A 20440-nucleotide genomic window follows, 5' to 3' on the forward strand; every position below is an offset into this window, starting at 1 on the left:
CTCGGTGTTGCGGAAGATCGTATCGACAGTAGTGCCTAAGTAGCAGATTATCTGTCCCGCGGCGGCCGAGCGACGCTCGGCCCGTCGTCGGTTACCTCTCCGCCCGTCGCGACAAACACGGGAATGTTGCACGAATCGGCAACGAACGGCCCGGGGGCGTGAAATTCTCAGGTGTTCATCAGGTAATTTTCAGGGAACTTTCCCCTTCAGGAGCACTCGTGAGTTCAACACACGCCGTCACGGACGACGGCGCAATTCCCGCACCTCAGGTGCCTCGGTCCCGAATCGTCATCGCCTCGATGGTCGGTACGTCCATCGAGTTCTTCGACTTCTATATCTATGCAACGGCCGCAGTGCTCGTCTTCCCCCGCCTGTTCTTCCCCGCGGGCAACGACACGACCGCGCTGCTGGCGTCGTTCGCGACGTTCGGTTTGGCGTTCGTAGCGCGACCCATCGGCTCGATTCTGTTCGGCCACTTCGGTGATCGCATCGGACGCAAGGCCACCCTCGTCGGGTCCCTGCTGACGATGGGTGTCGCGACGTTCGCGATCGGGCTCCTGCCGACCTACGCCGCGGCGGGTCTGTGGGCACCGGCTCTGTTGGCGCTGATGCGCTTCACTCAGGGCGTCGGCCTCGGCGGCGAATGGAGTGGTGCGGCGTTGCTGGCCACAGAAACCGCGAAGCCGGGCAAGCGAGCCTGGGCGGCGATGTACCCGCAGCTGGGCGCGCCGATCGGCTTCTTCTTCGCCAACGGCATCTTCCTGCTCATCGTCATCGCGACCGGCTACGACTCCGCGAACTCCGGCACCGACCATGCGTTCCTCACGTGGGGCTGGCGCATCCCGTTCCTGCTCAGCGCGATCATGGTGATCATCGGCCTGTACGTCCGCCTCAAGCTCGAGGAGACGCCGGTGTTCAAGCTGGCAGTCGAGCGCGGCCAGAAGGTCAAGACCCCGTTGGCCCAGGTGTTCAAGACGAGCTGGCGTCAGCTGATCATCGGCACGTTCGTCATGCTCGCCACGTACACGCTCTTCTACATCATGACGACGTGGGTGGTCAGTTACGGAACAGGCAAGGTGGCCGACGTCAACGGGCCCAAGCTCGCGATTCCGTACACGGACTTCCTGGAACTCCAGCTCATCGCGGTGCTGTTCTTCGCGGCGCTGATCCCGGTCGCCGGGCTGCTCGCCGACAAGTACGGCCGCCGCCCCACGCTCATCGTCATCACCGCGGCGATCGTGCTGTTCGGTCTGTCGTTCCACTGGTTCGCCGACCCGTCGTCCGCGTCGGCAGGCAAGATGCTGGTGTTCATGTGCGTCGGCCTGGGACTGATGGGTCTGACCTTCGGGCCCATGAGTGCCGTTCTGCCCGAACTGTTTCCGACGAACGTGCGCTACACGGGCTCGGGAATTTCGTACAACACCGCGTCGATCCTCGGAGCTGCAGTGGCTCCGTTCATCGCAACCTGGCTGGTGAGTTCCTACGGCGTCGGCTGGGTGGGCGTCTATCTCGCCATCGCCGCTGCGCTGACACTGATCTCGCTGATCATCATGAAGGAAACGCGAGACCAGTCGCTCGACAGCGTGTAGGTGCCTTCGGCAGTGGTGTGGATATGTGCCTCATAGGGCGCATATCCACACCACTGGCCGCTAGCGGCCCTTCTTGATCGCCTCGAACACCTTCGGGTCGACGAGAGTGGAGACGTCACCGAGTTCGCGGCCCTCGGCCACGTCACGGAGCAGGCGGCGCATGATCTTGCCCGACCTGGTCTTCGGCAACTCCGGCACGATGGAAATCTCTCGTGGCCGCGCGATCGGCGAAATCTCCTTGGAGACTTGAGCTTTGAGTTCGGCGATCAATGCGTCGCCGGTGTTCTCCTCGCCGCCGCGCAGGATGACGAACGCGACGATGCCCTGACCGGTGGTCTCGTCGGCGGCACCGACGACGGCAGCCTCGGCGACACTGTGATGACTGACCAGTGCCGACTCCACTTCCGACGTGGAGATGCGGTGGCCCGAGACGTTCATGACGTCGTCGACGCGGCCGAGGACCCACAGGGCGCCGTCCTCGTCGTACTTGGCACCGTCACCGGCGAAGTACCAGCCTTCTTCGGCGTAGCGGGACCAGTAGGTGTCCTTGTAGCGGTCCATGTCGCCCCAGATCCCGCGGAGCATCGCCGGCCACGGCTCGGAGAGAACGAGGTATCCGTTGCCGCCGTTGCCCAGTGGCTTGGCGTCGTCGTCGACGATCTTGGCCGAGATACCGGGCAGCGGAGTCATGGCCGAGCCGGGCTTGGTGGATGTGACGCCGGGGAGCGGAGAAATCATGATCGCGCCGGTCTCGGTCTGCCACCAGGTGTCGACGATCGGTGCGCTGCCGCCGCCGACGACGTCGCGGAACCAGCGCCAAGCCTCGGGGTTGATGGGCTCGCCGACGGACCCGAGCAGGCGGATCGAGGACAGATCGTGTGCCTCGGGAATCTCCTTGCCCCACTTCATGAACGTGCGCACCAGGGTGGGGGAGGTGTAGTAGATCGACACCTTGTACTTTTCGATGACGTTCCAGTGCCGGTGCTCGTCGGGCGAATTGGGCGTGCCCTCGTAGACGACCTGCGTGGCGCGGTTGGAGAGCGGTCCGTAGACGATGTAGGAGTGCCCGGTGACCCAGCCGATGTCGGCGGTGCACCAGTAGACGTCCGTGCCCGCCTTGTGGTCGAAGACGTTGTGGTGGGTGTACGAGGTCTGTGTCAGGTAGCCGCCGGAGGTGTGGATGATGCCCTTGGGCTTACCCGTCGTACCCGAGGTGTAGAGGATGAACAGGGGGTGCTCGGCCGGGAACGGCTGCGCCTCATGCTCTTTCGACGCTTTCGCGACGGTCTCGTGCCACCACAGGTCGCGTCCCTCGGTCCAGGCGACGTCGGAGTCGGTGCGCTTGACGACCAGAACGTTCCGGATGGAGGCGGCTCCGTCCACGGCTTCGTCGACGGTGTCCTTGATGGGGGCGGGCTTGCCGCGTCGCCACTGGCCGTCGGTGGTGATGACGAGTTTGGCTTCGGCGTCGTCGATGCGCGAGCGCAGTGCGGTGGCGGAGAACCCGGCGAAGACGACCGAATGGGTCAGGCCGAGGCGTGCACAGGCGAGGATCGAGACGATGGCCTCGGGGATCATCGGCATGTAGATCGCGACGCGGTCACCGGAGACGAGGCCGAGTTCGGTCAGGGTGTTGGCCGCCTGGCTGACGTCGGCGAGCAGATTGGAGTAGGTGATGTCGCGGCTGTCGCCGGGTTCACCTTCCCAGTGGATGGCGACCTGGTCGCCGTGGCCGTCGAGGACGTGGCGGTCGACGCAGTTGTAGGCGACGTTGAGCTCGCCGTCGGCGAACCATTTCGCGACGGGGGCGTCGGACCAGTCGAGTACCTCGGTGAACGGGGTGTGCCAGTGCAGCCGGCGAGCCTGCTCCGCCCAGAACCCGAGTCGATCCTTCTCCGCGGCGGCGTACAGATCTGCCTGAGCGTTCGCCTGCGCCGCGAACTCGGCCGACGGCGCGTAGGAGGCAACCGCGGTGTCGTCGCTGCCGGAGGTACTGGTCGTCATCTCGAATAGCTCTCTTTCGTCCGATGCTTTTCGCCCATGAAACGGCACTTACAGGCCGGTCTTGAGCCCCTAGTGAGGGTAGTCACATGTGATGGCGATCGCACCGTTGCAATCGGCTGCAACCCCTTGATCTGCGGTGATCGGTTGTTTCCGCACGATGGACGGTCATCGCCGTCGTCGACGGGAGGCTGTCTCGGCGGCTATGCCCGCACTGTGAGAAATCGACTTGCCGAAACGTTTCGATCATGTTTCCGACTTACTCGCCGGTCAACAAAACCCGGGGGAGTTCACATGTTCGTTTCAGGATGTGTCTAAAGTTCGTTCCATCAGATCGTTGGTACGGCTCACAGGCCGTGTCTTGCGGTCGCCCACGAATCCCCGGGCGTCGCGCCCGAGGAACTGAGCACGGACGACCCCGTGTTCACATCTGGATGGAGGATTTCCTTGCGTATCAAACGTGCCGCGGTAGTCACCACGGCTGTGCTGATGAGTGCGAGCTTGCTCGCTGCCTGTGGGGGTGGAGGCTCGAGCTCCGGCGGCAGTGCAGACGGGATCTACAGCATCTACATCGGTGAGCCCGAGAATCCACTGGTTCCCGGAAACACCACCGAGAGCGAAGGCAGCCAGGTACTCAAGGCGCTGTTCACTCCGCTGGTGACGTTCAACGACGAAGACAACAGCGTCGAGTACAACGGCGTTGCCGAGTCCGTCGAGTCCGAGGACAACGTCAACTGGACCATCAAGCTCAAGGATGGTTGGACGTTCCACGACGGCACTCCCGTCACCTCGGAGTCCTTCACCAAGGCGTGGAGCTACAACGCGCTCAGCACCAACGCATTCGGTGCCTCCTACTTCTTCGAGAACATCGAAGGCTACGCAGATCTGCAGGGCAGCGACACCGCAGAACCCGCAGCGACCGAACTGAGCGGACTGAAGGTCGTCGACGACACGACCTTCACGGTCAAGCTCAACGGACCGTTCGCGATCTTCCCGCTGACGCTCGGCTACACCGCGTTCGATCCGCTGCCGGAGGCGTTCTACGCCGACCCGACGGCATTCGGTGCCCGCCCGATCGGTAACGGTCCGTTCAAGGCCGACTCGGACTTCGTCCCCGGACAGGGTTTCACCGTCACCAAGTACGACGACTACGCAGGTGACAATGCCGCCAAGTCCGCAGGCGTGAACTTCAAGGTCTACACCGAGCTGAACACCGGCTACAACGACATTCAGGGTGGCGGACTCGACATCATGCTCGATCTGCCCGAGGACGCTTGGGCCACGGCGCGTGACCAGTTCGGTGATCGTTACGCCGATCGTGCTCGTCCCGACATCACCTCGCTCGGCTTCCCCACGTACGACCCGCGGTTCCAGGACCCGAACGTGCGCAAGGCATTCTCGATGGCCATCGACCGCCAGGCCATCGCGACCGCGATCTTCACCGACACCCGCACTCCCGCCAATTCCTTCGCCTCTCCGGTGGTCGAGGGCTACCGTGCGGATGCGTGTGGCGCGTCCTGCGAACTGAACAAGGACGAGGCGAACCGCCTGCTCGACGAGGCCGGGTTCGATCGCAGCCAGCCGATCGACCTTTGGTTCAACGCTGGTGCCGGACACGACTCGTGGATGACGGCCGTGGGCAACCAGATTCGCGAGAACCTGGGTGTCGACTACGCATTGCGCGGCGATCTGCAGTTCGCTCAGTACCTGCCGCTGCAGGATGCCAAGGGTATGACCGGTCCGTTCCGCTCGAGCTGGATCATGGACTACCCGTCGATCTACAACTTCCTGTCTCCGCTGTACTCCGTCGCAGCAACCCCGCCGGCCGGCAGTAACTACACCTTCTTCAACGATCCGGCGTTCGACGCCAAGTTGGCCGAGGGCAACAATGCGGACAGTGTCGAAGCAGCAACGGAGAAGTACCAAGAGGCGGAGGATCTCCTGATCCAGCAGATGCCTGCTACTCCGCTGTTCTACGGGCTGAATCAGGCAGTGTGGTCCGATCGCGTCTCCGACGTCAAGATCGACAACACCGGCGACATCGTCCTCGAGGACGTCGTAGTCAGCTAATAACGGACACCGGTGGGTGGCAACGGATGTGACTCCGTTGCCACCCATCGGTTCGTTTCGGCGGTGGGCCTACGCCCGCCGAAGACCTGCGTAAGCGAGACCCGATTCGCAGGATCGCCGCATCCAAGGAGAAACCACAGTGGGTCGCTACATTTCCCGCCGATTACTGTTGACGATTCCCGTCCTGATCGGCTCCTCTTTTCTCATCTTCGCCATGGTGTACGCATTGCCCGGTGATCCCATCCGCGCCCTTGCCGGAGATCGCCCGCTCGCCCCTGCCGTCGTCGCACAGCTGCGAGACGAGTACAACCTCGACGACAACCTGTTCGTCCAGTACTTCAAGTACATCGCCGGATTCTTCCAGGGCAACTTCGGCACCGACTTTTCCGGCCGCCCGGTGCTCGACACCATCGAGCGGGCCCTGCCCGTCACCATCAAGCTGACGATCGTCGCGGTGGCCTTCGAGACGGTGATGGGTATCGCGGCCGGCGTGCTGTCGGCCCTGAAGAAGGGGTCGTTCTTCGACAACCTGGTGCTGATTTCGACGACGCTGCTCGTCTCCGTCCCGGTCTTCGTGCTCGGCTTCATCGCCCAGTTCACGCTGGGGCTCAAGCTCGGTATCTTCCCGATCTCGGGCATCAACGACGGCTGGTCGAGCTTCCTGCTTCCCGGACTTGTCCTCGCGTCGTTGTCGATGGCTTACGTCGCCCGACTGACGCGTACCTCCGTTGCCGAATCGATGGCGGCGGATTACATCCGCACCGCGAAGTCGAAAGGAATCAGCAACCGTCGCATCATCGTTCGCCATGCACTGCGCAACTCGTTGATTCCCGTCGTCACCTTCATCGGTGCCGATGTCGGTGGTCTGCTCGGTGGTGCGATCGTGACCGAAACGGTGTTCAACCTACCGGGTCTCGGCCGCGCGATCTATGACGCACTGGCGCGTCAGGAAGGTGCCGTCGTGGTCGGCATCGTGACGCTCTTCGTCTTCTTCTACATCTTCTTCAACCTCGTGGTGGATGTTCTCTACGCGGTTCTCGATCCAAGGATTCGTTATGAATAAGGACGACACGACCGCAGCTCAGCACGCCGCGGACGAGGGCCAGCCCGGCAACGTCATCACCGGCGAAGCCGTCGATCTGGTCGGCCAGGCCAGCCTGTGGGGCAATGCGTGGAAATTCCTCCGCAAGAGTCCCTTCTTCATCATCGGAACGTTCCTGCTGGTCGTACTCCTGGTGATGGCGGTGTTCCCGCAGTTGTTCGCCCGCGGTATCGACCCGCGCGTCTGCTCGCTGTCCAACTCGCGGAAGACCCCCAGTGCCGAGCACTGGTTCGGTACAGACATTCAGGGCTGCGACTACTACGCCAACGTCATCTACGGCGCGCGGATCTCGCTGTCCATCGGCGTTCTGTCGGTCATCGGCGTACTCATCATCGGCGTCCTGATCGGTGCTCTCGCAGGCTATTTCGGTGGATTCACCGACAGCATTCTGGCTCGCTTCACCGACGTCTTCTTCGGAATCCCCCTTCTGCTCGGTGCCCTCATCCTGTTGACGGTCACCGAACAGCGCACCATCTTCACCGTCTCGCTCGCCCTGGTCGCATTCGGCTGGATGACGGCAATGCGGCTGGTTCGGTCGAGTGTCATCGCAATCAAGAACAGCGAGTACGTACAGGCTGCTCAGGCTTTGGGCGCATCCACGTACCGAATTCTGGTGCGGCACATCCTTCCCAATGCTCTTGCACCCGTGATCATTTACGCGACCATCTCGGTCGGTACGTTCATCGCGGCCGAGGCGACGTTGACGTTCCTCGGAATCGGACTCCAGGCACCCGAGATCTCCTGGGGTCTGCAGATCAACCTCGGTCAGAACGTGTTCCTGACGGCACCGCACCTCGTGCTGTTCCCGGCCGCGTTCCTCTCGGTCACGGTGCTTGCGTTCATCATGCTCGGCGACGCACTCCGTGACGCACTCGATCCGAAACGGAACTGACATGAGTATCCAGAAGGACACCGTCCTGACCGTCACCGATCTGACGGTCGAGTTCGAGGTCGAGAAAGTGTGGCGCAAGGCTGCCGACTCCGTCTCGTTCACCGTCGCTGCCGGTGAAGTACTTGCCATCGTCGGTGAGTCCGGATCCGGTAAGTCGACCACCGCCATGGCCATTCCCGGTCTGCTGGCGGACAATTCGCGAGTCTCGGGCAGCATCGTTCTCGGCGAGAAAGAACTGGTCGGGCTGCCCGAGAATCAGCTCGCACCCATCCGCGGCAAGAACGTCGCGGTGATTTTTCAGGAGCCGATGACGGCTCTGAATCCGGTCTACTCGATCGGATGGCAGATCACCGAGGCCATTCGGGCACACACCTCGCTCTCGAAGAAGGAAGCGAAGGCGCGGGCCGTCGAGTTGTTGAAGCTCGTCGAGATGCCTGATCCGGAGACTCGGGTGGACTACTACCCGCACCAGCTCTCCGGTGGTCAGCGTCAGCGCGCCATGATCGCCCAGGCGCTGTCCTCGGATCCGTCGCTGCTGATCGCGGACGAGCCGACCACGGCCTTGGACGTGACGGTGCAGGCCGAGATCCTCGACCTGATGCGCGACCTCAGAAACCGCATCGACGCGTCGATCGTGTTGATCACCCACGACATGGGTGTGGTGGCCGACATGGCCGACCGCATCGCGGTGATGAAGGACGGCGTCATCGTCGAAACCGATGCGGCGCAAACAATCTTCAAAAACGCGTCGCACCCGTACACGCAGCAATTGCTGGCGTCGGTTCCGCACCTCGGCAGCAGTATCGAGTCCGTTGCGGCCGGTACTGTAGCCGAGCCCAAGGCAGCGGAAGATACGCGCGCGCTGAGCATCGTCGACGGCGTCATCGACTATCCGGGGCGTACCGTGTTCCGAGCCGTCGATGGGGTCAGTCTCGACATCGAGATGGGTGAGGTGGTCGGTCTCGTCGGTGAGTCCGGCTCGGGTAAGTCCACGATCGGCAAGGCCGTGGTGGGCTTGAACAAGCTCACCGGCGGCTCGTTGTCGATCGCTGGCGTCGACATCACGAATTTGTCCAATCGCGAACTGCGGTCGGTACGCAGCAAGGTCGGCATCGTGTTCCAGGACCCGGGTTCGTCGCTGAACCCCCGCTGGCCGATCGGCCAGTCGATTGCTGAGCCCATGCTGCTGCACACCGAACTCGGTGCGGCCGAGAGGAACAAGAAGGTCGAGGAACTGCTCGACCAGGTCCACCTGTCGCGGACCATGCGTAACCGCTATCCGCACCAGCTGTCCGGCGGTCAGCGTCAGCGAGTCGGTATCGCGCGGGCGCTCGCCTTGGAGCCGACGTTGCTGGTGGCCGACGAACCGACGTCGGCACTCGATGTATCGGTGCAGGCCAAGGTGCTCGAGCTGTTCAAGGAACTGCAGCGGGAGTACGGGTTCGCATGCCTGTTCATCAGTCACGACCTCGCCGTGGTCGAGGTGCTGGCCAAGCGCATCGCGGTGCTGAACAAGGGCAAGTTGGCCGAGTTCGGTACGACGGATCAGATCCTGCGTCGTCCAACCAACGAATACACCAAGCGGCTGCTCGCAGCCGTCCCGGTGCCCGACCCGGCCGAACAGGCCAAGCGTCGTCAGGCCCGCGCCGAGTTGTTGGCGGCAGGGGCGAAGTAGAGCGTGAGGTGAGGGGGTACCGTCGTCTGTCGTGACGGACCCCCTCGCCCCGCTGCTGGAATTGCCCGGAGTTGTCGATTCCGCCGAACGGGCACGCGATGCCCTCGGTGCCGTGCATCGGCACAAGGCCAATCGTCGTGGGTGGCCGGCGACCGCGGCCGAGGCCGCTGTGCGGGCAGCTCGTTCGTCCTCCGCGCTCGAGGGCGGTTCGATGGATTTCCCTCGCGAAGGCGAGGAGGGCGACCCGATTCTGGCGGGTGCGCTGCGAGTGGCTGCTGCTCTCGATGGTGACGCCCTGCAGAACACGTTGTCGACGTGGAAGCGCGCCCCACTGCAGACGCTGGCCCGCCTACATCTGTTGGCCGCCGCGGATCTCGTCGACGATGCTTCCTCGCTCGGTCGGCCGCGCACGGACGCGGGCATCGGCGAGCGGCTCGATCTGCTTGCGCAGTTGGTGACGGGTGGAACTTCCGCGCCGGCTCCGGTGATCGCGGCAGTCGTGCACGGTGAACTGTTGACGCTGCGGCCTTTCGGAACTGCCGACGGCATCGTGGCGCGTGCTGCATCGAGGTTGGTGGCCGCATCGTCGGGATTCGATCCGCACAACCTCGGCGTGCCCGAGGTGAGTTGGATGCGTCGAGCGAACGCGTACCGAGACGGTGCGGCGGGATTCGCCGAGGGCACCGCAACGGGCGTTGGCAGTTGGGTGATCCTCTGCCTCGGGGCATTCGAAGCTGGTGCCGCAGAAGCGACTTCGATTGCCGAAGCTGCACAGTAGGAGTTGTGCACACGTAAAAGGGCGGCGATGCCGACTTGCGTCGACGTCGCCGCCCGTTAGCACGGAGCGCCTGGTTACCAAGCGTGCACAGGTGGGCTGTGATGGACTACCACGTGGCCTCGGCGAGAACTCGACGGTGATGAGGTCATCCGTGCAACCGGTGCAGGGTTCTTGCTGATCACCCACGAATATCGCAGGCCCACAGCGCTTCTGCCATTAGGTGGCAAGCTCCGCGTGGGTGCCGGTGTCCGTGCTGGGAATCGCGGTCGGGAGAAGCGAACCTTCTCTTCCGGTTCGTTCTTGGCCTTCCGTTCTTCCGTACGTCATTTGTACCCCGTGACGCCGCTCACATCAAGGGTTTGGGCTCATCGTTTTCTGCGGAGTAGTCCGTAGGTGATCGCGCCGGCCGCTATTGCGCTGAAACCTGCTGCAGCACTGGCTACTACGGTCTTCCCGGACGGATTCGGAATGCGGGAGCGCAGCGAAACGGGGTTCGAGAATGTCAGAATCGGCCAGCCGAGGGACGAGGCCTCTTTGCGGAGCGCGCGGTCTGGATTGACGGCGGTGGGGTGCCCGACCGCCCGCAGCATCGGCACGTCGGTGATCGAATCCGAGTAGGCGTAGCTCTTGGACAGGTCGTAATCATGTTGTGCCGCCAGGGACTTCATGGCGTCGACCTTGCCCTCGCCGTAGCAGTAGAAGTCGACCTCGCCGATGTACTTGCCGTCGACAGTCACCATCGTCGTGGCCATGCTGTGGTCGGCACCCAGCAGTTCGGCGATGGGATGCACGATCTCGTCGCCCGACGCTGAGACGACCACCACGTCGTGTCCGCGGAGCTTGTGGTCCGCGATCAGATCGGCCGCTTCGGCGAAGACGAGGGGATCGACGATGTCGTGCAGGGTTTCGGCCACCACTGCTCGCACCTGTTCGACGTGCCACCCGGCGGTCATACCGGCGATGTGTGCGCGCATGCGTTCCATCTGGTCGTGATCGGCACCGGAGAGCAGGAACAAGAACTGCGCATAGCTGCTCTTGAGTACCGCTCGCCGGTTGATCAGACCTTGGTCGAAGAACGGCTTGCTGAAGGCCAGAGTGCTGGACTTCGCGATGATCGTTTTGTCGAGGTCGAAGAAGGCGGCGACGCGCGCTGCGCGTCGGCCGGCGGGGGCGTCGTCGGTGTCTGCGCTGAGGGTCACGATTGTCACCATAGTGGCCGGTGGTGACCGGTGGATGTCGCGCAACTTCTCTTCTCGACTCGCTCCGAACATGTCCACAAATTGAGACGGTTGAACTTGCAAACAAGGACGTCCACGGGTGTAGTATTTTCCACGAGCCCGGTTCATTCCGGGCGGTGTTCAGCCCGACCCCCCGGGGCTGAACCAGACGACCCTCGCCTCCTCCCCCCCTGGCGAGGGTCGTCCTCTTTTTCGGGGTAGGCCGAAAACTGGTACCGCGGTACCGGTATTCATCCACAGGGGCCGATCTATCCACATTTCCCCAAGTCGCGCGCCGCGCGAGCGGATTCTCGCGCACGCTTGGGTCCATGAAAACGGATCCGATTTCACGGCGGACGAATGCGAACGCGTCGATGTCGATCGACCATCACGGACTGCGTCAGGACGTGTATCGAATCGCCGCAGCCGCGGATTGTGTTGTGGAAGAGCAGAACTTACTGGTCGGTATCGGATCGGCGCGCCCGATTTGGGAATTCCCAGGAACTATTTTGATCGATTTTTCTTCTGCCGAGTCGGCGCTCGCAGGCGGACTTCCGCGGCGGCCCGGCGTCGTTCTGGTCACGGCCGCCTCGCCGACACTCGACGATTGGCGGACGGCCACAGCGCTCGGTGCCGAACACGTGGTGTCGTTACCCTCGGACGAGGACACGCTCGTTCGCATCCTCGGTGAACCCGTCGTCACATCGCCGGGCGGCGGTGGCGTCATCGTGGTCGTCGGTGCCCGCGGAGGTGCGGGTGCGTCCACGTTCGCGGCGGCGCTGGGCCTGTGCAGCAGTCGCACGGGGCAACGCACGCTCGTGGTCGAAGCCGACCGGTACGGCAGCGGCCTCGATCTGCTGCTCGGCTGGGAGAACGCCCCAGGCTTGCGCTGGTCCGGCCTCGTCGTCGAGGGCGGGCGCGTATCCGGCGACGCACTCCACGGCGCGCTGCCGTCGAAGAACGGATTGTCGGTGCTGGCACTCGGGCGATCCGACGACCGGCGAACCGGACTCTCGGCCGTCGCCGCGGCGGCTGTGCTCGACGCAGGGCGCGCTGGAGGCGATCTCGTGGTGTGCGACGCCCCGCGCCACTCCGATGACCTCTCGGACGCCCTGTACGCCGCAGCCGACCTCGTCGTACTGGTGCTGCCTGCCGAATTGCGGGCCGTGACCTCGGCAGAAGCAGTAGCGGACGAGATCTCGAGTCGCAATGCGAACGTCGGATTGGTCGTTCGTGGGCCCGCACCCGGGGGACTACGGGCAGCGGACATCGCCGCCGCCCTCGACCTGTCGCTGCTGACGTCCATGCGGGCCGAGCCTGGATTGGCCGAGCGTCTCGAGCGGGGCGGGCTTGCTCTCGGACGCCGCTCACCGCTCGCGGCGGCGGCCACCGGGGTCCTCGATACGTTCGCGCACAAGCCCGGTGGTCAGCGGTGGGCGGCATGAGCGCAGTCGTCACCGCCGAATTGCTCGACCGCGTACGAGATCGGCTGGCTGCTTCGGCACAGTCTCCGGTGCCCGCCACCGTTGCCGCGGCCATCCGCACCGAGGCAGGGGGAGTCATCGGTGACACCGATATGCTTGCGGCACTGCGTATTCTGCAGACCGAGCTCACCGGAGCAGGCCCGTTGGAGCCGCTCCTGTCCGAGCCAGGGGTGACCGATGTTCTGGTCACGGCGCCGGATCAGGTGTGGATCGATCGCGGTAGAGGCCTGGAACGCACCGGAGTCCAGTTCGCCGACGAAGCCGCGGTCAGGCGGCTGGCGCAACGGCTCGCGCTCTCGGCCGGTCGGCGATTGGACGATGCGCAGCCGTGGGTCGACGGCCGATTATCCGGCGTCGGACAGGGAGCGTTCGGGGTCCGTCTGCACGCGGTGCTGGCACCGGTGGCGAGCGGTGGAACCTGCCTGTCGTTGCGAGTGCTCCGCCCGGCCACCCAGGGACTCGCCGCGCTCCGGGCGTCCGGTGCGGTGACCGAGGAGGGCTACGATCTGCTCGCGCGGATTGTGCTCGCGCGCTTGGCGTTTCTGGTCGTCGGAGGTACCGGTGCCGGGAAGACCACTCTTCTGGCTGCTCTGCTGGGCGAGGTCGACCCAGCCGAACGAATCGTCTGTGTGGAGGATGCGGCCGAGTTGGCTCCGTCGCATCCCCATGTGGTGCGTCTGGTGGCCCGTGCTCCGAACGTCGAAGGTGTGGGCGAGGTGTCTGTTCGGCAATTGGTTCGCCAAGCACTACGGATGCGACCCGATCGGCTCGTCGTCGGTGAGGTGCGCGGGGCCGAGGTGATCGACCTGATGACGGCCCTCAACACCGGGCACGACGGCGGTGCCGGAACCATCCATGCCAATTCGCCCTCGGAAGTACCCGCTCGGCTCGAAGCCCTTGCCGCACTGGGCGGAATGGGTCGCGACGCCTTGCACAGTCAACTCGCGGCGGCCGTCCAGGTCGTCCTGCACGTCCACCGGAGCGCCGACGGCACGCGCAGATTGCGGGAGATCGGACTGGTGGAGGTGGATTCGACGGGTCGTGTTCATATCGTGCCGGCATGGTCCGCTGATTCCGACGCCGTGCCCGGGCAGCGCGGGCTGCACGAACTGCTCGCTCGGCGCTGTGGCGAGATGCGATGACGGCTGCACTGTGTGTCCTGGCCGCTGCATTTACGCTGTGGCCCAGCCGCTCTCGCCGACTACCGCGCCGCGGTCGAGTTGCCGTCGGCGTTCCTGGGTGGGCGCTCCCTGTCGCTGTTGCCGCGGCGTCGGCCGTGGGCATGTTCTGGATCGGCGGTCCGTGGGGCGCGGCGGCTCTGTTCGTGGCGGGCGGTACCGGATGGCACCGACATCGCCGTCGCACCGTGCGCGCCCGTCGTACGGCCGAATTGGATTGGTTGGCAACCGGAGTCGAAGTGGTCATCGGTGAACTGCGGGTCGGTGCGCACCCGGCGACGGCCGGCGAAGTGGCTGCGGACGAGTGCGGCGGGATCGCCTCGGAGGCGCTGCGCGGTGCTGCGTCCAGATCGCGAATCGGTGGACGCGCTGCCGACGGGATAGCCGCGTCGGATCCACTGTTGAACCCCGAACTGGACCGCTTGGCCGCGGCATGGCGGGTGGCCGACGAACACGGCCTCGCACTCGCCGAGTTGCTCGACGCCGTGCGCGAGGATCTGCTCGGACGTCGGCGATTCCGGGAACGAACCGAGGCGTCGCTCGCAGGGGCCCGCGCTACTGCATTGGTGTTGGCTGGACTGCCCGTTCTTGGGGTCGCGCTCGGACAACTGATGGGGGCCGATCCGCTGCGCATACTGCTGGGCGGCGGGCTGGGCGGAATCCTGCTCCTCATCGGAACCGCTCTCGGTTGCGCAGGTCTGCTGTGGACCGATGCGATCACCGGCAAGGTGACGACATGACGTGGGCGATCACGCTCTGTCTGGCAACGGCTTTGGTCGTCGTCCCCGCTGCCCGTGGCGGTTTGGCGCGAGTAGAGGTTTCAGGGCTTTCGACGACAGAAGCCGTCGACGACTCCGGACCCGATCCGCTCGCCGTGGCGACGACGTTCGACCTTCTCGCTGCGTGTCTGCGTTCCGGACTCCCGATCTCGACTGCCGCGGCGGCCGCAGCCCATTCCGCTCCGCCCGCATTCGGTGTCGCACTGCGCAAAGCCGCCGATCTGCTCGAGCTGGGGGCCGATGCAGCGACGGCGTGGGATGCAGTGGCAAAGGATCCGAAGACCGAGGCGCTGGCACGGATGGCGCGACGATCCGCTCGGGCCGGGTCGTCCATGGCGTCGGCGATGACGGAACTGGCTGCCACCCAACGAACTCGGGCCGAGGATGCGTCGGCGGCTGCGGCCGAACGGGCCGGTGTGCTGATAAGCGGACCGCTGGGCCTGTGCTTTCTGCCGGCTTTCATCTGCCTGGGCATCGTGCCCGTGGTGATCGGCCTTGCGGGCAATGTGCTGGCCGGCGGCGTGCTGTGACCGCCGAACTACGAATCGTCCGGTGCGGATACGCCGCGCCGGAATACTGGGAGGGGAAGCGTCATGATGCGGAATGCACTGCAGGAGATCAAGACTCGAGTCGCATTGTTCGGTGTGGAGGACGACGGTATGTCGACCGCGGAGTACGCGATCGGCACCATCGCGGCCGCGGCATTCGGCGCGGTGCTCTACACGGTGGTGACGGGGGACAGCATTGTGACCGCGCTGACGGGGATCATCGATCGAGCGCTCAACACAGCCGTCTGATTCCGGGCGGTGAGGACGGGGCTGTGACGGTGGAGGCGGCGATTGCCGTCGCGTCCATCGTCGCAGTGATCGTGGTGTGCATCGGTGCGATCGTGTCGGTGACGATGCACATCGGCTGTGTCGATGCTGCGCGGGAGGCGGCTCGGTTGGCGGCGAGAGGTGATGCGACCCGGGCGGTGTCGGTGGGGGAGCGGGTTGCGCCGGAGGGTGCTCGGATCACGGTGCGCGAAGACGGTGAATTCTTCGTCGCGCGGGTGGAGGTGGAGAGTCCGCTCCCGGGACTGACGTTGTCGGCGGAGGCCGTTGCTGCTGCGGAACCGGTTGCAGCGGAATGAGGCTCGCATTCCGAAAGGCGCTGCGCGATGACGAGGGCGGGGCGACGGTCTTGGCGGCACTGGCGATGTCGGCGTTGATCGCCGTCGTGGTGATGGTGATGCACGTCGGGTCGGCGGTGGGCGCTCGTCATCAGGCGCAGTCGGCTGCTGATCTCGCTGCATTCGCCGGTGCGGGGGCCCTCGATCGCGGGGTGGCCGATGCGTGTGAGACGGCGAGGGGATTGGCGATGCGAATGGGAACGGAGTTGCGGGAGTGCACGATCGACGATTGGGACGTGATCGTGACGGTGGGTCAGTCGGTGTTCCTCGGACGCTTCGGAATGTCCGACGCCATCGCGACGGCGCGGGCGGGGCCGGAGTGAGTCCGGGCCCCCGCCCGCCGCCCGCCCGCCCGCCCGCCCGAATCCGCAAACGCGCGCGCGTTTGTCAGGTGCGAGCGGAATCGCCCCGTTCGAGCCGGCGAATTCGCGCGCGTTCAGCGAATGCGCGCGCGTTTGCGGTGAAACCCGGCCTCGACCCCCGCCCGAGGACCCGAACCCGTGGCCGAGAGTCTTGCCACGGCCTCGACGGGTCGCGACGGTCCGCCTGCAGCGGTCAGCGCGGCGTGAATGCGGCGGCACCGGACTGCAGAGGGGCCAACCGAGTGAGTTGAGTGACGTGTTCCGGGGTCAGTTCGGCGAGTGAATTGACCTGCAGCAGTTGCATGGTGCGGATGATCTCCTCCCTCAGAATCTCGATCATGCGGTCGACGCCCGCGCGACCGCCGGCCATCAGGCCGTACAGGTAGGCCCGGCCGACGAGCGTGAACGATGCCCCCATTGCGATGGACGCGACGATGTCGGAACCGTGCATGATGCCCGTGTCGACGGCTACTTCGAAGTCGGGGCCGACTTCACGGACGACCTGCGGCAGCAGGTGGAAGGGAACGGGAGCCCGATCGAGTTGTCGGCCTCCGTGATTGGACAGAACGATGCCGTCCACACCCAGTTCGGCCAGGCGCGCCGAATCCGCCACCGACTGAACACCTTTGACGACCAACTTGCCGGGCCAGATCTCACGGATGACGTCGAGATCCTCGAACGAGATGGAGGGATCCATCGCTGAATCGACCAGCTCTCCGACCGTGCCGCCGGTAGAGGTCAGCGACGCGAACTCCAGCTTGGGCGTGGTGAGGAAGTCCCACCACCACCATGGACGCGGAATGGCGTTGGCGATGGTCGACGCGGTCAACTGCGGCGGAATGGAGAACCCGTTGCGTTTGTCTCGCAGGCGAGCCCCGGCGACCGGTGTGTCGACCGTGAACAGGAGGGTGTCGAAGCCAGCTTTCGCGGCGCGTTCGACCAGACCGAACGAGATGTCGCGGTTACGCATGACGTAGAGCTGGAACCAGTTTCGGCCGTTCGGGTTGGTGGCCTTCACGTCCTCGATCGACGTGGTGCCCAGCGTCGAGAGGGAGAATGGAATTCCAGCAGCGCCGGCGGCGGCAGAACCGGCGTACTCACCCTCGGTCTGCATCAGGCGCGTGAAGCCCGTCGGGGCGATACCGAACGGAAGCGCGGACGGTCCGCCGAACACCGTCGTCGAGGTGTCGACGTGGGAGACGTCTCGCAGGATCGAGGGGTGGAATTCGACGTCACGGAAGGCCTGCCGGGCTCGGGAGAGTGAGATCTCGGCGTCGGCCGCGCCGTCGGTGTAATCGAATGCCGCGCGCGGGGTACGGCGACGGGCGATGGTGCGGAGATCGTCGATGGTCAGTGCCGCGCTGAGGCGTCGTCGGCGCAGGTTCAGATCGGGCTTCTTGAACGAGAGCACCTCGCGCAAGTCGGTGGCTTTCGGTATCTGCCGGGCAATGGGCATGCGTCGTCTCGATTCTGTGGGCTGATCCTCTCCCCACCACACCACCCGAGGTGTCGGCAGCAACGAGCAGGGTGGCGCACCAGTTCGATCCAAGCCTTGAACGCGCGCGCGTTTGCGACAAATGACTGGTAATCCCCGCGAAACCCTGGCAATTTTGCGCGCGCATGGCAAACGCGCGCGCGTTTGCGGTGAACCCCCACTCGGTCCCCAGCCACCAGGTTCCTGACTGCGAGATGGGCCGGCTCATCCCTCGCGAGTGACGGCCGCCAACACTGCGGTCAGCACTCGAACGGCACCCTCTTTGTCCAGGGGGTCGTTACCGTTTCCGCATTTCGGGGATTGCACGCATGACGGGCAACCGGTCTGACACTCGCAGGAGACGATTGCGTCCTTGGTGGCGGCGAGCCAGTCGGCGATGGCCACGTGACCGCGGTCTGCGAAGCCTGCTCCGCCGTCGTATCCGTCGTAAACGAAGACCGTCGGCAGCCCGGTGTCGGGGTGTAATGCCGTCGACACTCCACCGATGTCCCATCGATCGCAGGTCGCGACCAACGGCAGCAAGCCGATGGCGGCGTGCTCGGCCGCGTGCAGCGATCCGGGGAATCGCTCGAACGGAACACCGCTGTGCTCCAACAACTCCGGGGTGATGGTGTACATGACGGCGCGGCTGTCGAGGGTCTGGGCCGGCATGTCGAGTTCGATGGAATCGAGGACCTCGCCCGAGGGGAGGCGTCGGAGATATCCCACCACCTGATGGGTGACGTTCACCTGCACCAGCGCGACGCGGACCTCGCCGTAGTCGACGGATTCGTGCACCGCGGTGATCGCGATGTCGGTGATCTCGCGCGCCGAGGTGTTCCACTCGGGTTGTTCGGCATGCACCAGCGCGAGGCCGGCCTCGAGATCGAGCTCGTCGACCACGAAGGATTCGCCCTGATGAATGTGCACCGCACCGGGATGTGCAGTGGCAGGGGCACGTCCGCCGTCGACGGTGCCGAGCATGCGGCCGGATTCGCCGTCGACGATGGCGACCTGCACGCCCGTGCCGCCGCGAATGTTGACCGCACCGTGCGGAGACAGCTGTTGCCCCTCGGGGGTGATGAACCACCCGTGAGGACGCTTACGCACGTAGCCCTTCAGCTCGAGCTCTTCGAGTACCGATTCCGCGCTCAACGCCTCGGCCTCGGCCAGGGTGATCGGTAGTTCGACTGCAGCACAAAGCAATTGGGGAGCAAGAATATACGGATTGGTCGGGTCGGTGACGGTTGCCTCGACCGGCTTGTCCAGCAGGGCTGCCGGGTGATGCACCAAGTAGGTATCCAATGGGTCGTCGCGCGCGACGAGTACCAGCAGTGAGCCCTCCCCGCGTCGTCCGGCGCGCCCACCCTGCTGCCAGAACGAGGCGACGGTACCGGGGAAACCGGCGACGATCACCGCGTCCAAACCGGCGATGTCGACGCCGAGTTCGAGGGCGTTGGTGGTGGCCACTCCCAGCAGGGTGCCGTCGGAGAGGTCCCGTTCGAGCTTTCGCCGATCCTCGGCCAAATAGCCTGCGCGATAAGCGGCGACGCGTCGGACCAATTGCGGATCGACGTCGGCGAGAATTCGCTGGGTCCCCAGCGCAGTGACCTCGGCTCCGCGCCTGGACCGCACGAACGCGAGTGTCCGTGCACCCTCGATCAACAGATCCGCCATGATGCGCGACGCCTCGGCCCCCGCCGATTTGCGTACCGGCGCACCGTTCTCGCCGGTGATCTCCTTGAGCAGCGGCGGTTCCCAGAGTGCGACGGTACGCGCTCCGTGGGGCGAGCCGTCCTCGGTGATCTCCTCGCAGGGCGCTCCGATGAGTCGACTGGCAGCGCGTCCCGGCTCCGAAGTCGTGGCACTGGCGAGAACGAACACCGGAGACGCTCCGTAGCGCGCGCAGAGGCGTCGCAATCGGCGTAGCACCAAAGCCACGTTGGAGCCGAAAACACCTCGGTAGTAATGGCATTCGTCGACCACCACGTACCGCAGGTTGCGCAGGAAACGCGACCATCGCTCGTGCGCGCCGAGGATGCCCAGGTGCAACATGTCGGGATTGGTGAAGATCCAGCGCGCGTTGGTTCTGGCCCACTGCCGAATCTCGATCGGGGTATCGCCGTCGTACGAGCTGGGAAACACCTCGGCGAGATCGTCTGACAGCGAACGTAACTCGTCGGTGATCGAGATGGTGGTGCGTAGCTGATCGGCTCCGAGGGCCTTGGTCGGTGCGAGATACAGAGCCGTCGCCCGGGCGTCGGCGGCCAGCGTCGTCAGAATGGGCAGCTGATAGGCCAACGATTTGCCCGACGCGGTACTCGTCGAGAGCACCACATGACTGCCCTCGGCGGCGAGCGTCGCGGCCCGGGCCTGATGCGTCCACGGTTGTGCGATGCCCCGAGAGGTGATCACCTGCACCACTTCCGGGCCGACCCACGACGGCCATGGTGCAAAGCTGGACGATCGAGCCGGCAACTCGGCGACGTGCGTGACGGGGCCGTCGTCGGCGGGGGTACCGGCCAACACTCGATCCAGCAGCCGCTGCCCGTAACTCCGGACATCCGCACCGTCGTGCGGATGCTTCTCGCTCACTGCCGGTCTCCATACATTCGTTCGATCTACTGGCCGCCCATTCGGGCTAGGTGCGACCTGGGGTCCTCATGCT

17 protein-coding genes are annotated in these 20440 nt (G+C 64.9%); 13 read left to right on the top strand and 4 right to left on the bottom strand.

Annotation, left to right across the window (positions count from 1 at the left end; genetic code table 11):
- Positions 1-218: 218 nt before the first annotated feature.
- Positions 219-1589 carry an MFS transporter gene (locus J2X62_RS17135; RefSeq protein WP_048316729.1) on the top strand — a complete coding sequence of 457 codons (1371 nt, stop codon included), beginning with the start codon at positions 219-221 and terminating at the stop codon, positions 1587-1589.
- 60 nt (positions 1590-1649) lie between these two features.
- Here J2X62_RS17135 and acs read toward each other — a convergent pair whose 3' ends face one another.
- Positions 1650-3593 carry an acetate--CoA ligase gene (acs, locus tag J2X62_RS17140; RefSeq protein WP_310182127.1) on the bottom strand — a complete coding sequence of 648 codons (1944 nt, stop codon included), beginning with the start codon at positions 3591-3593 and terminating at the stop codon, positions 1650-1652.
- Positions 3594-4037: 444 nt separating this feature from the next.
- On the opposite strand from acs, the gene J2X62_RS17145 reads away from it, so the two are divergent.
- The 5 genes from J2X62_RS17145 (at position 4038) to J2X62_RS17165 (ending at position 10107) form a co-directional block, all read left to right on the top strand.
- Positions 4038-5660: an ABC transporter substrate-binding protein gene (locus J2X62_RS17145; RefSeq protein WP_371832739.1), complete on the top strand. Its 1623-nt coding sequence runs from the start codon at positions 4038-4040 to the stop codon at positions 5658-5660.
- A gap of 139 nt (positions 5661-5799) precedes the next feature.
- A complete protein-coding gene (locus tag J2X62_RS17150; RefSeq protein WP_310182129.1) occupies positions 5800-6723 on the top strand; it encodes an ABC transporter permease in 924 nt (307 codons plus the stop codon).
- A complete protein-coding gene (locus tag J2X62_RS17155) occupies positions 6716-7654 on the top strand; it encodes an ABC transporter permease (RefSeq protein WP_094718964.1) in 939 nt (312 codons plus the stop codon). The genes J2X62_RS17150 and J2X62_RS17155 overlap by 8 nt, the downstream gene beginning before the upstream one ends.
- A 1-nt stretch (position 7655) precedes the next feature.
- Entirely contained in the window at positions 7656-9329 is a 1674-nt protein-coding gene (locus J2X62_RS17160; protein WP_222100401.1) for an ABC transporter ATP-binding protein, read from the top strand.
- 31 nt (positions 9330-9360) lie between these two features.
- Complete coding sequence (locus J2X62_RS17165) at positions 9361-10107, top strand: hypothetical protein (protein WP_032364740.1); 747 nt, start codon at positions 9361-9363, stop codon at positions 10105-10107.
- Between the two features lie 365 nt (positions 10108-10472).
- On the opposite strand, the gene J2X62_RS17170 is transcribed toward J2X62_RS17165, so the two are convergent.
- Positions 10473-11318 (bottom strand): HAD family hydrolase, encoded by an 846-nt coding sequence (locus J2X62_RS17170; RefSeq protein ID WP_371832745.1) that lies wholly within the window; start codon positions 11316-11318, stop codon positions 10473-10475.
- Positions 11319-11653: 335 nt separating this feature from the next.
- On the opposite strand from J2X62_RS17170, the gene ssd reads away from it, so the two are divergent.
- The 7 genes from ssd to J2X62_RS17205 all read left to right on the top strand — a co-directional run bounded on the left by ssd (position 11654) and on the right by J2X62_RS17205 (position 16259).
- On the top strand, positions 11654-12769 hold the full coding sequence (gene ssd, locus J2X62_RS17175; protein WP_080735767.1) for a septum site-determining protein Ssd: 1116 nt from the start codon (positions 11654-11656) through the stop codon (positions 12767-12769).
- The gene (locus J2X62_RS17180; protein WP_310182138.1) at positions 12766-13950 is read left to right on the top strand and encodes a TadA family conjugal transfer-associated ATPase; all 1185 of its coding nucleotides are present in this window, start codon (positions 12766-12768) and stop codon (positions 13948-13950) included. The genes ssd and J2X62_RS17180 overlap by 4 nt, the downstream gene beginning before the upstream one ends.
- Positions 13947-14726, top strand: coding sequence for a type II secretion system F family protein (locus tag J2X62_RS17185; RefSeq protein WP_027494476.1), 780 nt, complete (start codon positions 13947-13949; stop codon positions 14724-14726). The genes J2X62_RS17180 and J2X62_RS17185 overlap by 4 nt, the downstream gene beginning before the upstream one ends.
- Complete coding sequence (locus J2X62_RS17190) at positions 14723-15295, top strand: type II secretion system F family protein (protein WP_027494475.1); 573 nt, start codon at positions 14723-14725, stop codon at positions 15293-15295. Before J2X62_RS17185 ends, J2X62_RS17190 begins: the two co-directional genes overlap by 4 nt.
- Before the next feature lie 63 nt (positions 15296-15358).
- Complete coding sequence (locus J2X62_RS17195; RefSeq protein ID WP_027494474.1) at positions 15359-15562, top strand: DUF4244 domain-containing protein; 204 nt, start codon at positions 15359-15361, stop codon at positions 15560-15562.
- Positions 15563-15585: 23 nt separating this feature from the next.
- The gene (locus J2X62_RS17200; protein WP_032392769.1) at positions 15586-15897 is read left to right on the top strand and encodes a TadE family type IV pilus minor pilin; all 312 of its coding nucleotides are present in this window, start codon (positions 15586-15588) and stop codon (positions 15895-15897) included.
- Complete coding sequence (locus J2X62_RS17205) at positions 15894-16259, top strand: Rv3654c family TadE-like protein (RefSeq protein WP_310182143.1); 366 nt, start codon at positions 15894-15896, stop codon at positions 16257-16259. Before J2X62_RS17200 ends, J2X62_RS17205 begins: the two co-directional genes overlap by 4 nt.
- Positions 16260-16491: 232 nt before the next feature.
- Here the strand turns inward: J2X62_RS17205 and J2X62_RS17210 are convergent, their stop codons facing one another.
- The gene (locus tag J2X62_RS17210; RefSeq protein WP_310182145.1) at positions 16492-17754 is read right to left on the bottom strand and encodes an alpha-hydroxy acid oxidase; all 1263 of its coding nucleotides are present in this window, start codon (positions 17752-17754) and stop codon (positions 16492-16494) included.
- 243 nt (positions 17755-17997) lie between these two features.
- Positions 17998-20367: a DEAD/DEAH box helicase gene (locus J2X62_RS17215; RefSeq protein ID WP_310182147.1), complete on the bottom strand. Its 2370-nt coding sequence runs from the start codon at positions 20365-20367 to the stop codon at positions 17998-18000.
- Positions 20368-20440: the final 73 nt, after the last annotated feature.

It is taken from the genome of Rhodococcus sp. 3258, assembly GCF_031456475.1.
GTDB lineage: Bacteria > Actinomycetota > Actinomycetes > Mycobacteriales > Mycobacteriaceae > Rhodococcoides > Rhodococcoides fascians.